The sequence below is a fragment of the Streptomyces sp. NBC_01314 genome, from assembly GCF_041435215.1.
In the GTDB taxonomy this organism is placed as follows: Bacteria; Actinomycetota; Actinomycetes; order Streptomycetales; family Streptomycetaceae; genus Streptomyces.
In genome coordinates this window covers 4,882,180-4,895,051 of the sequence record NZ_CP108394.1, presented here as the reverse complement: position 1 = coordinate 4,895,051, position 12,872 = coordinate 4,882,180, and the positions used below count along the sequence as shown (strand labels likewise).

Sequence of the window (12,872 nt, the reverse complement as noted above, 5' to 3'; positions counted from 1 at the left end):
ACAACCCGATGGGTCTTACGAGCAACAAGGTGCTGGTGTTGGCTGTGCTGTCCGCAGTGCTGCTGTTCGTCGGCACGGTGTGGCTGTGGCCGCGGCTGGCACGTCGTGGCTGGCGGGCGGTCGGCGGCCGGATCGCCGTACTGCTGGCCACGCAGGTCGCCCTCTTCGCCTCGGTCGGCCTCGTCGCGAACCAGGCCTTCGGGTTCTACGCCGGCTGGGCCGACCTCTTCGGGCGGGAGACCGGCCAGGGCGTGGTCGTCGACCACGACGGCGCCGACACCGGCGGGCCGTTGCGGGTCGTCGACACCCAGCAGGTGAACGTGGCCGGGGGCGCGCGCCCCCGGGTCGGCGGCCAGATCCAGAAGGTCGAGATCGTCGGCCGTACGACCCGGATCGCGAGTCCGGCGTACGTGTATCTGCCGCCGGAGTACTTCCAGCCCGAGTACCGCACCCGCACGTTCCCCGCCGTCGTCGTCCTCACCGGCTACCCGGGCACCGCCGAGGCGCTCGTCAAGGGCCTGCACTTCCCGCGGACGGCCCACACGTTGGCCCGCGACGGCAAGGCGCAGCCGATGATCCTGGTCATGATGCGGCCCACGGTGGCGCCGCCGCGCGACACCGAGTGCGTGGACGTCCCGCGCGGACCGCGGGCCGAGTCGTTCTTCGCCGAGGACCTGCCGGACGCCGTCGGCCACCACTACAGGGTCGGGAAGAAGCCCGGGAGTTGGGGGATCGTCGGCGACTCGACCGGCGGCTACTGCGCACTGAAACTGGCCATGCACCACCCTCGGGTGTACGCCGCCGGGGCGGGCCTCTCGCCTTACTACAAGGCGCCGAGCGACGTGACGACCGGTGATCTCTTCCAGGGGAACAAGACGCTGCGGAACGAGGCGGACCTGTTCTGGTATCTGCGGCACCGTCCGGCGCCGGACACCTCTCTGCTGGTCACCAGCAGCAAACAGGGAGAGGCCAACTACAGGGCCACGCTGAAGTTCATCGAGCAGGTGAAGGAGAAGGAGCCGACGCGGATCTCGTCGATCATCCTCGACATCGGCGGGCACAACTTCAACACGTGGCGGCGGGAGATCCCGGCGACCCTGCAGTGGATCAGCGGGCGGTTGAGCGACCGGTGAGCGACGGCTCGGGGTGCCCGCTGAGGGGTGTCCCGGCGCGAGTCTGCGCGGGGCCGGCATTTCGTGGAATTCCCCGGCCGGGGGAATGAGGCACATGCGGCCAAGGCGTTTCTGGATTCAATCGGGTTGATCCAGTAGAGGAGCCGCCGGTGGGCGCATTGGCGCACCGGTGGTGAGGAAGCTTGTGAGGGCTTGTGAGAGGTCAGAGGGACGGCTGAGTTTTTACGGCCCGGGGCTCCATCATTCGCCTACGCGCGGTAAGTTTCTGGCCATGCCACGTGGACGTCACCGCCATTCACCTCCTCTGCACAGGCTGCTGCCCCCCACGGCGATCGCAGGCGTCTCGCTCGTCTGCGCCCTCGGGCCCTGGGTGTTCTCCGAGCAGTCGGTGCTCCGGGTCGCCGCCGCCGTCGCGGCGGCGACCGCGGCCGTGGGCGCGGCGGTCATGCGCCGTTGGGACGTCGAGGCGGGCAAACGCGTCGCCGACCTCACGCGCGCGCGGGCGGGCGACGAGTGGCGTCACGAGGAGAAGGTCGCCGAACTGGAGACCGACCTCGACGAGTCGCGCGAGCTGCGCACCAAGCTGGAGCACAAGCTTCGCGCCAAGCGCACCGAACTCGCGGGCCTCCGCAACGAGCACGCCGCGCTGCTGCGCCGCTACGCCACCGCCGAGACCGAGCGGGCCAGCGCCCTGGAGGGCCGCCGCCTGCTGGAGATCGAGGCGACCGCTCCGGAGGGGGCGCCGGAGCTGCCGACGGCCGGTGCGGGCGAGGACGCTGTCGAGGACGACGGGGCCACGACGGCGGATCGGGCCACGCCGGTGCCGCCGCAGGGAGTTCCCGCGGCGGGGGCGCCCTGGGCTTCGTGGGAGACGGCTTCCAAGGCCGCCGCGACGGCGGCCAGGTCGGCGAAGGCACCGAAGGGCAGGGCTGTGGCTGCCTCGGCCGACGCGGATGTCTCCGCCGAGGGCGATGTCGACGATGGCGCCGAAGCAGAGGCCGACGCCGACGCCGACGTCGAGGTTGACGGGGACGGCTCCGGCGCGGCGAAGCCGGGCACCCCGGTGTTCTCGCCGGCCGGTTCCGGGCTCTTCCTGCGCGCGAACTCGGCGTTGGACCGGATCATCACCCAGCGGGGCTCGGGCGAAGCCGAGGCCGACATCGAGGTCGAGGCTGAGGCTGAGGCTGAGACGGAAGCCGGGGCCGGGGCTGAGACCGAGGCTGGGGCTGAGACCGAGGCCGGGTCCGAGGCCGAGGTTGAGGTCCGGGCCGGGATCGGGGCCGTGAGCGAGGGCGCGGCTGAGGCCGGTGCCGACGTGGTGGTCGAGACCGAGACCGATAGCGAGACCGAGACCGAGACCGAGAGCCAGGCCGAGAGCGAGGCTGTGGCTGAGGACGGGGCCGTGGCTGAGCGCGCGGCCGAGCCCGAGTCCGAGTCCGAGTCCAAGGGTGAGTTCGGGGCCGCTGTCGGGGCCGAGGGTGGATTCGAGACGGAGACCGTGTCCGCCACTGCGCCGGGGTTCGTGTCCGAGCCCGGGACCGGACCTGGCGCCGAGGCGGACGCTCACGTCGACGCCGGGACCGGTGCCGGCGCGGATGCCGGTGTCGGGTCCGAAGACGTCGGCACCGGGGAGTACGCCTCCGAGGCCGAGGCCGAGGCCGGGTCCGAGTCCGCTGACGCCGCCGTTGCCGAATTCGTCGAAGTACGGGCCGAGGAGTCGGGTGGGGTGACTGTCGACGAATCCGCCCCGACCGGGTCCGTCGGTGCGGCCTCCTGGGGGCAGGAGCCGAAGGGGGGTCCCGCCAAGGGCCCTTCTCCCAAGGGTGACCCGGACGGGCCGACCGATGGGGGCACTCGGCAGGGACGTTCCGCCGAGGCGGCGGAGGAGCCGGTTCCGGTGCTCACCGCCGAGGAGGACGATGCGTCGGGGAAGTCCGTGGCGGTCCGCGGGCACGAGCGCGCGACCGCCGCAGCCGTACCCGCGGTCTCCGCTCCGGCACGGTCGACGGGGATGGGTGAGCTGACGCGGGTCGAGCCCGCGGGTCGCGTGGGGCACGTGCGGCAGGCGGAGCCGGCCGCTCCGTCGGCGCTGCCCGCGCTGCCCGCCCTTCCGACGGCCGGTCACTTCACGGTGCCCACCGCCGTGGCGGTAGCTCCGGCCGCGCCGCAGCGGCGGGCCGTCGTCCAGGGCGGGTTCGACTTCTTCGGTACGCAGAAGGGTGCGGACGCGCTGGAGGCCGTGCAGAACGAGGACCTCGCCGACGTGGTCGGCCAGGAGGCCCTCGCGCTCCACAAGGCCGAGTCCGAGGCCCAGTTCAAGCACGCCGACGAGGCGTCCCGGGGCGTCGGTCAGGTCATCGACCTCACGGCCCACGACGAAACAGAACAGATCGACGTACAGAGCCTGCGCACGGCAGCGTCCTAGCCGCCCGGTGCCGCCGCGCCCACCCCCTTCCCCCTGCGCACACAGTTGGGGCCCTCGTGCCGCTGAGGCGGCACGGGTGCGCGCGGCGGTACCCGGCAAGCGCCGCTGAGCGAAACCCCCCGTCCAACCGAAGCCGCCGGGCGCCCTGCCCAAGCCACGGCGCGCCCCGCGCACCAGCCACACCCGGCCCCGCGCACCAGCCGCCGGGCGGCCCGCGTACCGACCCTCGGCTGCCCCCGCCCCCGCCCCCGGCGCTACACCATCCACCGATCCGGCAGGGCCTCCCGCCGCCCCGTCCGCGACCGTTCCGCCTGGGCCCGCAGCAGCTCCGCCGCCTCCCCCGCGTCCCGCAACCGCGCGGTCACGGTCTTGTTGGCGCCGGTGTCGACGTGGACGTCGGCGAGCCCCTTGTACCGCTCCCAGGGCCCCTGCGACAGCCGTACGCTCTGCACCTTCGCGTGCGGCACGAGGTCGAGCCGGCGCCGCAGCAGCCCGTGCCGCGCCGCGAACACCGTGTCGCTGACGGCGAGCCCGTACCCCCGCCACCACAACGGCACGCACCACCGCGCCCGGCCGGGCGGCCGTACGAGCGCCGCTGTGTCCGGCACGCTCACTCCGGGCAGCACGCGCGCGATCACGGCCTCGGCCACCTCGCGCGTCGCGACCGGCACGAGGACGGAGTTCGAGGAACCGGCCACGTCCAGCTCGACCCGGACCCAGCCGCGTCGCCGCCACAGCAGCGGTTCGACGATGCGTACGGTCTGCACGCGGCCGGGCGGGACCGTCTCGTGGGCCCGGTCGAGGAGCCCGTGGTCGATGCGGAGCCCGTCGGGGGAGTCGCCGACCGTCCAGTCGTACTCCGCGACGAACCGCCCCACACTGCTCGCCCCGGCCGCGCCGAGCAGCGGCAGCGCGGTCGCGAGGACGGTCCACACGCTCTCCGTGGCGAACCACAGCACCGACGGCACGACGACCGCGGCCACCAGGGATCCCCAGGTGGCGCCGGTCAGGGCGAGGGACATGGCCAGCACGCCCGCCGGGACCTTCAGCAGCCGCCGTACGGGCGCCTCGCCGACCTCGTGCGCGGTCTCCGGCGCGAAACCGGCGGCGCGGGCGAGGAGTTCGGCCCGCAGGGCGCCTGCGTGCGCCTCGCCGAGGTAGGCCAGCTCGTCCTTCTTGTCGGTGCCGACGACGTCGAGTTTGAGTTTGGCGACGCCCGCGAACCGGGCCAGCAGCGGGCGGGTGACGTCGATGGCCTGAATGCGTTCGAGGCGGATGTGGGCGGTGCGGCGGAACAACAGCCCGGTACGGATGCGCAGTTCGCTGTCGGTCACCGCGAAGTGGGTGACCCACCAGGTCAGGAAGCCGTACAGGGCGGCGGCCGGGATGAACACCGCGAGCCCGATCAGCAGGGTCGTCGTGTCGAGCCGCATCAGGTTCCGCTGCGCCCCGTCCGGATCGTGCACGGCCCACCCGATCAGCACCGCCACCGGCGCCCAGGCCCGCCGCAACGGCGTCACCGGATGCAGCCGATGCTCGACGACCGGCTTCTCGCCGGCCTTCCCGGCGTCCTCGGCCCCTGCCTCCGCCGCCTCGCCCAGCCCGTCCGCCTCGCCCAGCCCGTCCGCCTCGCCCAGCTCACCCAGCTCGTCCGCCTCGCCCAGCCCGTCCGTGCCCGTCGGCCGTGACGCCGCGCCCTGGGCATCGGCGTCCTCGGCCCCACCGCCCGGCCGCTCCGCCCGTACCGCGTCGTCCGCGTCCTGTGCCGGCACCGTCACAGCCCCGCCGATCGGGCCTCGCCCAGTTGGGTGAGGCGGTCGCGGAGGCGTTCGGCCTCGGCCGGGTCGAGGCCCGGGATGCAGGCGTCCGTGGCGGCCGCGGCCGTGTGGAGCTGGACGCTCGCCAGGTTGAAGTGCCGCTCCACGGGCCCGGAGGTCACCTCGACCAGCTGCATGCGCCCGTACGGCACGACGGTCTCCTCACGCCACAGCACACCCCGGCTGATCAGCAGGTCGTCCGCCCGTTCGGCATACCGCCAGGACCGCCAGTTGCGGCCCAGCATCGGCCAGCCCCACAGCAGCAGGCCCAGCGGCAGCAGCGCGATGGCCGCCCAGGGCGGGCCCGCCAGCCAGCCCGGCAGCACGGCCGTACCGATGGTGATCGGCCCCAGCCACACCACCAGCAACAGCCGTCTCATCCGCAACAGCACGGGCGGCAGTCCCGTCCAGGCCGGTTCGCTCTCCGCGCGCTCGGCGCCGTCCTCCAAGGTCCCCGTCTCCATTCCGCCAGCGTACGTACGACAGACTGTGTCCATGACTCCCCCGACGGAGACCCGAGAGACGACGGTCGGTATCGGCGGTGCCGCCGAGAGCACGGACATGGTGCTCAACATCGGCCCGCAGCATCCGTCCACGCACGGTGTACTGCGGCTGCGGCTGGTCCTCGACGGCGAGCGCATCCGGCACGCCGAACCGGTCATCGGCTATATGCACCGGGGCGCGGAGAAGCTCTTCGAGGCGCGCGACTACCGCCAGATCATCATGCTCGCCAACCGCCACGACTGGCTCTCCGCCTTCTCCAACGAACTCGGCGTCGTCCTCGGAGTCGAACGCATGCTCGGCATGGAGGTCCCCGAGCGCGCGGTCTGGATGCGCACGCTCCTCGCCGAGCTGAACCGGGTCCTGAACCACCTGATGTTCCTCGGTTCCTACCCGCTGGAGCTCGGCGGCATCACCCCGGTCTTCTACGCCTTCCGGGAGCGCGAGGAGCTCCAGAACGTCATGGAGGAGATCTCCGGCGGGCGGATGCACTACATGTTCAACCGGGTCGGGGGCCTCAAGGAGGACCTCCCGGCGGGCTGGACCTCACGCGCGCGGACGGCCGTCGCGGACGTCCGCTCCCGCATGGGCGTCTTCGACGACCTGGTCCTCGGCAACGAGATCTTCCGGGGCCGTACCCGTGACGTGGGCGTCCTCTCCCCGGAGGCCGTGCACGCGTACGGCGTCAGCGGCCCGATCGCCCGCGCCTCGGGCGTCGACTTCGACCTGCGGCGCGACGAGCCGTACCTCGCGTACGGCGACCTCCAGGACGTACTGAAGGTCGTCACCCGAGACGAGGGCGACTGCCTCGCCCGCTTCGAATGCCTCCTGGAGCAGACCCACAACGCGCTCGCCCTCGCCGACGCCTGCCTCGACCGCCTCGCCGACCTCCCACCCGGCCCGATCAACCAGCGCCTCCCCAAGGTCCTCAAGGCCCCCGAGGGCCACACCTACGCCTGGACCGAGAACCCCCTCGGCATCAACGGCTACTACCTCGTCAGCAGGGGCGAGAAGACCCCGTACCGCCTGAAGCTCCGCTCCGCCTCGTACAACAACATCCAGGCCCTCACCGAACTGCTGCCGGGGACCCTGGTGGCCGACATGGTGGCGATCCTGGGGTCGCTGTTCTTCGTGGTGGGGGACATCGACAAGTAGGTCGACAAGTAGGTCGGCGGTGGTCGGCTCAACCGCGGGCGAGTGGGTCCGGAATTCCCACCGACTGCAGCAGCCAGCCGAAGTCGCCCAGTCCGCCGGGCGCGGTCAGCTCGGCGGCCTCGCCCGCGCCCGCGAGGGCCCGTACGTACGCGGCCGGGTCGGCGGTCGCCAGGGAGAGCGGCGGACGGCCGGCGGCGACCCCCAGGGCGCGCAGGGCCTCCCGCTGGGTGAGCAGCCGGGCCCCCGGCAGCGCGCACGCGTCCAGCGCCACATGGGCGGTGATGTCGCACGACCCGTCCGGGACCGGCGCGGTCTCCCGCCCCTCCCGGAACCCCGTGAGCGTCCCGAAGGGTGGCCGGGACCCGGCGAGGTGCGCGTAGTCGACGGCGACGGCGAGCCCCCGCTCGACCCCCGCCACGGCGGCGGCCCATGCCCGGTCCCTCGGCAGCCCGACCTCGGCCCGCAGCCCCTCCTCCGGGTCCAGCGGCCACCACCGGCCCAGCCACCCGGCCTCCTCCCCGCCGACGGGCTCCCCGAGCAGCTCGCTCCCGTCCTCCCGTACGAGCACCCGCCGCGCCAGACCCGCCGCGTCCACCTCGACGACCTCGACGGGCACGTTGTCCAGCCACTCGTTGGCGAACAGCAGCCCGGCGACCCCCTTCGGCGGTTCGGCGAGCCACTCGATGCGGTGATCGAGATCACGTGGCCGCCCGGCCAGCTCGACGGCGTACGCGCGCGTGCGGGACGACACATCGGCGGGAAGCGCGGCCAGTACCCCGCTCACCAGCTCCCCCCGCCCGGCCCCCATGTCCACGAAGCCCAGCTCGCCCGGCCGCCCCAGCGCCTCATCCACCCGACACAGCAACCGCGCCACGGCGGCGGCGAAGAGGGGGGACGCGTGCACGGAGGTCCGGAAGTGCGCGGCGGGGCCGTCCGGCTGCCGGTAGAAGCCATGGGCCCCGTAGAGGGCTTCCTGAGTCGCGGCGCGCCAGCACCGCCACGGCCCCGCCCCTTCAGTGGCGGAGGGCTGTGACATATGCGGCTCCGCCGCGTGGGCGCGACCAGCCACGAACGACCCGCAGCCGCACGGCGGGGGCTCCCCCCGAGCTCCTGGGTGATCCATCATCACGTCAGGCTAAGCGGAACGGACAACGGGGCCTCCACCTTGGGGAGTACATGCCCCCGTCACGGATCGACCCTCCGGTTGACCCCGGCACACCGCGCGCATCCCTACGCTGGGTTACGTGCAGCGCCTCTATGACTTCCTCCGCAGGCACCCGACATGGGTCGACAGCTTCTGGGCCGTCGTCCTGCTCGGGATGAGCCTGGTCAGCGGAGCGATCGACTCGGACTACGCGAAGGACATGAACGAGACCGCGTTCGTGGTGATCTCGCTCGCCCTCTGCCTGTCGATCGCCCTGCGGCGCCGCCTGCCCGAGAAGATGCTGATGCTGGCCGCCGCGGCGGGCTTCGCGCAGCTCATCCTCGACGTGCCGAGAATCCCGGCCGACTTCGCGATGCTCGTGGTCATCTACACGGTCGCGGCGGACGGCGCCCGCTGGGCCTCCTGGTTCGCCCTGGGCGGCGGTCTCTGCGCGGCGTCGCTGGCGCAGCTGCGCTGGACCGAGCAGCAGATGAGCACGGTGGGGAACGCGGTGCTCGCGATCGTCCTGACCGTTCCGTTCGCCCTGGCCTGGGTGCTCGGCGACTCCCTGCGCACCCGCCGCGCGTACTTCGCGCAGCTGGAGGAGCGCGCCGCCCGGCTGGAGAAGGAGCGCGAGGCACAGGCCAAGGTCGCAGTCGCCGCCGAGCGTGCCCGGATCGCCCGGGAACTGCACGACGTCGTCGCGCACAACGTCTCCGTCATGGTCGTCCAGGCCGACGGTGCCGCGTACGTCATGGACGCCGCCCCCGACCAGGCGAAGAAGGCCCTGGAGACCATCTCCTCCACCGGCCGCCAGGCCCTCGCCGAGATGCGCCGCCTGCTCGGCGTGCTGCGCACCGGTGAGCACAAGGAGGTCGGCGAGTACGTCCCCCAGCCCGATGTCGAGCAGATCGACGACCTCGTCGAGCAGTGCCGGGTGGCCGGCCTGCCCGTCGACTTCAAGATCGAGGGCACCCCGCGCCCGCTGCCCAGCGGTGTGGAGCTGACGGCGTACCGCATCGTCCAGGAGGCCCTCACCAACACCCGCAAGCACGGTGGGTCGAACGCCGGTGCGAGTGTTCGGCTGGTGTACTTCGACGACGGCCTCGGTCTGCTCGTCGAGGACGACGGCAAGGGAGCGCCCCACGAGCTGTACGAGGAGGGCGGCCCCGACGGCCAGGGACACGGCCTCATCGGTATGCGCGAGCGCGTCGGTATGGTCGGCGGCACGCTGGACGCGGGCCCCCGCCCCGGCGGCGGCTTCCGGATCAGCGCCCTGCTGCCCCTGAAGCCCGCGCACTGACACGGTCATGCCACGCGCTGACACCTGTAGACCCGCTCCTGTAGACCCGCTTCAGACACGGAAGAGGACCCCGATGGCGATCCGCGTAATGCTCGTCGACGACCAGGTGCTGCTGCGCACCGGTTTCCGGATGGTGCTGGCGGCCCAGCCGGACATGGAGGTCGTGGCGGAGGCGGGCGACGGCGTCGAGGCCCTGCAGGTCGTACGGGCGACCGACGTGGACGTGGTCCTCATGGACGTCCGGATGCCGAAGCTCGACGGTGTCGAGGCCACCCGCCGGATCTGCGCCGACCCGAACCCGCCGAAGGTGCTCATCCTGACCACCTTCGACCTCGACGAGTACGCCTTCTCCGGGCTGAAGGCGGGCGCCTCCGGCTTCATGCTCAAGGACGTGCCGCCCGGTGAACTGCTGGCCGCCATCCGTGCCGTCCACAGCGGCGACGCCGTGGTCGCGCCCTCCACCACGCGGCGCCTGCTCGACCGGTTCGCGCCCATGCTCCCGAGCACGGGAACGCAACCCCAGCACAAGGAGCTGGAGCGGCTCACCGAACGCGAACGCGAGGTCATGATCCTCGTCGCCCAGGGCCTCTCCAACGGCGAGATCGCCGCCCGCCTCGTCCTCTCCGAGGCCACGGTCAAGACCCACGTGGGCCGCATCCTCACCAAGCTGGGCCTCCGCGACCGCGTCCAGGTGGTCGTCCTGGCATACGAGACGGGGTTGGTACGGGCGGGCGGACAGGGCTGACCCACCGCCGGGGTGCGCGCGTGCTTGTGCCGCATGCTGCCGCCCGAACTGCGCGCGACCGACCGCATCGCCACCCTGGCCGGCCTCCGGCTCGGGCCGAACCACGACGGCGCCCTGCGGACCCGGCTGTGGCAGGCGGCGGTCGGCGCCCGGCACAGCCGGTTCGACTGACGGTCCCGGGCTCTGTCCCGGTCGCCCGCCTTACCTGAGCAACCCCTCCAGGAAGTCGCTCCCCAGGCGGGCCACCACCGTCACGTCCAGTTGGTGCAGCACGTACCGTCCCCGTCGGCGCGTCGTCAGGAGGCCCGCCTTCTTGAGGACGGACAGGTGGCGGGATATCTCCGGTGGGGTCATGCCGAGCATCTGGGCCAGCTCCCCCGTGGTGTTCGCGCCGCGGGCCAGGTTGCGGCACAGGCGCATCCGGACGGGGTGGGAGAGCGCGGCCATACGCAGGGCCAACTGCTCGACGGAGAGCGGGGCGGCGGGCTCGGCCGCGCTCACGGGGTACTGGATCACCGGCTGCCAGCCGAACCGGTGCAGGACGGTGAGATGGGGCCGCCCCAGGCTGGTCGGCACGAGCAGCAGGCCCCCGTCCCCGGTGTGCGTGCGGCCCTCGACCAGCTTGTCCACGACGATCCGCTCCGCCGCGCTCCCGACGCCGTCCAGGGTCATCGAGGGCGACACGGCGGCCAGCGCCTCGGCCAGGCCCCTGTGCCGCAGCAGCTCCGTCTTGTGGCGGGCGTCCGCCGCGAGCGGGTGGCACAGCCGGGACCAGGTCTCGGCGAAGAAAGCCTCGTCGCAGTCCTCCAGGAACTGCCGCAGCCAGGACCGCACACCGGGCGGGTCCGCCAGCAGCCGCCGCGTGAACCGCAGTTGCAGCGGCCCGCGCGCGGCGGCGAGATGCAGGGCGCGCCGCCGCATCTCCGGGTCGGACAGCGCACCGGGCCGCTGCGAGTCGTACGCGTACTCGGGGGAGCAGACGAACTCCAGCCCGGCGTCGACGAACTGGTCGTCCGTCAGCTTGTCCAGCAGATCGAGGTCGTCGGCGAGCGTCGCGCCCGGGAGTGTGTCCCGGCCTGGGATCCCGGCGAACGGCATGAACAGGTCCGAGAACGACGTACGCCACAGGAAGTCCGCCTCGGACAACCGGTCGGCGAGATGCGCGTCGAGCCGGGCGGTCACCCCCGCCGCCCAGCCCCGCGACCCCGGATGGTGGCCCGGTTCGGCCAGCACGTGCAGCGCCATGCCCAGCTCGGCCAGGGGCGAGGGCACGACGGCCACCCGCTCCCGCCGCAGTCCGGTGATGTCGATGCGCACGCTCATGACCACATGGTGCACCCGGCCACCGACAACGCCCCGTCCGACGACAGGCTCCCGCTTCCCGGCTCGGAGGACGAGGTCGCCGCCACCCGTCCGGCGACTACTCGCCGGCGACCTTCCCCACCAGCGCCACGAAGTCCGCCACGGCCCTGCGCACGTCCGCCGCCGTCCACTCCAGCGCGGCGGCCCGTACCTCGATCTCCGTGACGGCCAGCCCCGGCCCGCCGGGGTCCCAGGGGCGGGCGAAGAGCAGCGCGCCCGTCTGCTCGCCCTGCCGGACGGCGGCCTCCGCGACGACGTCGACCTCGTACGGCAGCCACACCTGGAACTCGTTCGTGTGGGGCTCCTCGGGGTGCACGCGCGCCCATGGCACGCCCGCCGCCGCGAACCCCTCGCGCAGCGCGGTGGCGACCACGCGCGCGTGGCGGACGTATTCCGGCAGCCGGGGCAGCTCGCGCTCCAGGCCGACGAGGGCCGACAGCGCGGTGGGGAACTGCTGGAAGAGCTGGCCGCCGTACCGGTGCCGCCAGGCCTTCGTCTCGTCGACGAGCGTCCTGGGGCCGGCGATCGCGGCACCGCCGTAGGCGCCGAGGGACTTGTAGTACGACACGTAGACGCTGTCGGCCAGGGCCGCGATCTCGTCGACGGGACGGCCGAAGTGGGTCGCGGACTCCCACAGGCGGGCCCCGTCGAAGTGGACCACCGCGTCCCGCTCGCGCGCCGCCTCGGTGAGCTCTGTCAGCTCCTCCCAGGAAGGGAGCACGAAACCGGCCTCCCTGAGGGGCAGTTCGAGCATCAGCGCGCCGAAGGGCTCGTCGAGACCGCGTACCTCGTCGGCGGTCGGCAGCCGTGGCTCGCTTGTCAGCCGGACCGGACGCAACCCGCTGACCTGGCTGAACGCATGCCGCTCGTACATCTCGGGGTGGGCGAGCGCGTGCAGGGCGACGGTCGGGTTCCCGGTGCGGGCGGCCCAGCAGCGCAGAGCCACCTGCTGGGCCATCGTGCCGGTCGGGAAGAACGCGGCGGCCTCCGTGCCGAGCAGCGCGGCCGTCCGTGTCTCCAGGGCCTCGACGACCCCGTTGCCGTAGATGTCCGCCGTCTCGTCCAGGTCGTACACGTCCCCGGCCGCGTCCAGCAGCGCCAGCCGCTCCCGGAGCGTCGCCAGCGCACTCGTCCGCGCCAGTACCCGTCCGGCCGCCCGATGGACGGCCTGCCGCCGCTTGTACCGCAGAGTCGCCGGGGACTCCTCGGTGGCCGCCTCGTCCGCAGTGGTCTCCGCCGTCCCCGCCGTCTCGCTCATCCGGGGATCATCCCCTGGCCCGTCCCGCC

At 73.0% G+C, this 12,872-nt stretch carries 11 protein-coding genes; 6 read left to right on the top strand and 5 right to left on the bottom strand.

The genetic code is table 11. The features are described from left to right. Window positions 1-8 precede the first annotated feature (8 nt). A complete protein-coding gene (locus OG622_RS21425; protein WP_371578186.1) occupies window positions 9-1,133 on the top strand; it encodes an alpha/beta hydrolase in 1,125 nt (374 codons plus the stop codon). Window positions 1,134-1,404: 271 nt separating this feature from the next. Further along, window positions 1,405-3,558, top strand: a complete 2,154-nt coding sequence (locus OG622_RS21420) for a hypothetical protein (protein WP_371578185.1) — start codon at window positions 1,405-1,407, stop codon at window positions 3,556-3,558. 254 nt (window positions 3,559-3,812) lie between these two features. Here the strand turns inward: OG622_RS21420 and OG622_RS21415 are convergent, their stop codons facing one another. Both OG622_RS21415 and OG622_RS21410 read right to left on the bottom strand, forming a co-directional pair. Then, window positions 3,813-5,159, bottom strand: coding sequence for a PH domain-containing protein (locus tag OG622_RS21415; RefSeq protein WP_371584165.1), 1,347 nt, complete (start codon window positions 5,157-5,159; stop codon window positions 3,813-3,815). Between the two features lie 173 nt (window positions 5,160-5,332). After that, window positions 5,333-5,839, bottom strand: a complete 507-nt coding sequence (locus OG622_RS21410) for a PH domain-containing protein (RefSeq protein WP_371578183.1) — start codon at window positions 5,837-5,839, stop codon at window positions 5,333-5,335. 31 nt (window positions 5,840-5,870) lie between these two features. Here OG622_RS21410 and OG622_RS21405 point away from each other — a divergent pair, with 31 nt between their 5' ends. Beyond that, complete coding sequence (locus OG622_RS21405) at window positions 5,871-7,031, top strand: NADH-quinone oxidoreductase subunit D (RefSeq protein ID WP_371578181.1); 1,161 nt, start codon at window positions 5,871-5,873, stop codon at window positions 7,029-7,031. A gap of 28 nt (window positions 7,032-7,059) precedes the next feature. On the opposite strand, the gene OG622_RS21400 is transcribed toward OG622_RS21405, so the two are convergent. Beyond that, window positions 7,060-8,067, bottom strand: coding sequence for an SAM-dependent methyltransferase (locus OG622_RS21400; RefSeq protein WP_371578180.1), 1,008 nt, complete (start codon window positions 8,065-8,067; stop codon window positions 7,060-7,062). A gap of 208 nt (window positions 8,068-8,275) precedes the next feature. Between OG622_RS21400 and OG622_RS21395 the strand changes: the two genes are divergently transcribed. The 3 genes from OG622_RS21395 to OG622_RS21385 all read left to right on the top strand — a co-directional run bounded on the left by OG622_RS21395 (window position 8,276) and on the right by OG622_RS21385 (window position 10,394). Next, window positions 8,276-9,478: a sensor histidine kinase gene (locus OG622_RS21395; RefSeq protein WP_371578179.1), complete on the top strand. Its 1,203-nt coding sequence runs from the start codon at window positions 8,276-8,278 to the stop codon at window positions 9,476-9,478. Between the two features lie 73 nt (window positions 9,479-9,551). Then, window positions 9,552-10,223 (top strand): response regulator transcription factor, encoded by a 672-nt coding sequence (locus tag OG622_RS21390; RefSeq protein WP_319697451.1) that lies wholly within the window; start codon window positions 9,552-9,554, stop codon window positions 10,221-10,223. 33 nt (window positions 10,224-10,256) lie between these two features. Further along, window positions 10,257-10,394 carry a hypothetical protein gene (locus tag OG622_RS21385; RefSeq protein ID WP_371578177.1) on the top strand — a complete coding sequence of 46 codons (138 nt, stop codon included), beginning with the start codon at window positions 10,257-10,259 and terminating at the stop codon, window positions 10,392-10,394. A gap of 30 nt (window positions 10,395-10,424) precedes the next feature. Here the strand turns inward: OG622_RS21385 and OG622_RS21380 are convergent, their stop codons facing one another. Together OG622_RS21380 and OG622_RS21375 are read right to left on the bottom strand one after the other, a co-directional pair. Next, window positions 10,425-11,546 (bottom strand): DUF5937 family protein, encoded by a 1,122-nt coding sequence (locus tag OG622_RS21380; RefSeq protein WP_371578175.1) that lies wholly within the window; start codon window positions 11,544-11,546, stop codon window positions 10,425-10,427. A gap of 97 nt (window positions 11,547-11,643) precedes the next feature. Continuing rightward, window positions 11,644-12,843: a low specificity L-threonine aldolase gene (locus tag OG622_RS21375; RefSeq protein ID WP_371578174.1), complete on the bottom strand. Its 1,200-nt coding sequence runs from the start codon at window positions 12,841-12,843 to the stop codon at window positions 11,644-11,646. Between the last annotated feature and the right edge of the window lie 29 nt (window positions 12,844-12,872).

Bases quoted from the DNA above. Each gene is read 5' to 3' on its own strand.
- OG622_RS21425 (WP_371578186.1), top strand. From the start codon at position 9: ATGGGTCTTACGAGCAACAAGGTGCTGGTGTTGGCTGTGCTGTCCGCA.
- OG622_RS21420 (WP_371578185.1), top strand. From the start codon at position 1,405: ATGCCACGTGGACGTCACCGCCATTCACCTCCTCTGCACAGGCTGCTG.
- OG622_RS21410 (WP_371578183.1), bottom strand. From the start codon at position 5,839: ATGGAGACGGGGACCTTGGAGGACGGCGCCGAGCGCGCGGAGAGCGAA.
- OG622_RS21405 (WP_371578181.1), top strand. From the start codon at position 5,871: ATGACTCCCCCGACGGAGACCCGAGAGACGACGGTCGGTATCGGCGGT.
- OG622_RS21400 (WP_371578180.1), bottom strand. From the start codon at position 8,067: ATGTCACAGCCCTCCGCCACTGAAGGGGCGGGGCCGTGGCGGTGCTGG.
- OG622_RS21390 (WP_319697451.1), top strand. From the start codon at position 9,552: ATGGCGATCCGCGTAATGCTCGTCGACGACCAGGTGCTGCTGCGCACC.
- OG622_RS21385 (WP_371578177.1), top strand. From the start codon at position 10,257: ATGCTGCCGCCCGAACTGCGCGCGACCGACCGCATCGCCACCCTGGCC.
- OG622_RS21380 (WP_371578175.1), bottom strand. From the start codon at position 11,546: ATGAGCGTGCGCATCGACATCACCGGACTGCGGCGGGAGCGGGTGGCC.
- OG622_RS21375 (WP_371578174.1), bottom strand. From the start codon at position 12,843: ATGAGCGAGACGGCGGGGACGGCGGAGACCACTGCGGACGAGGCGGCC.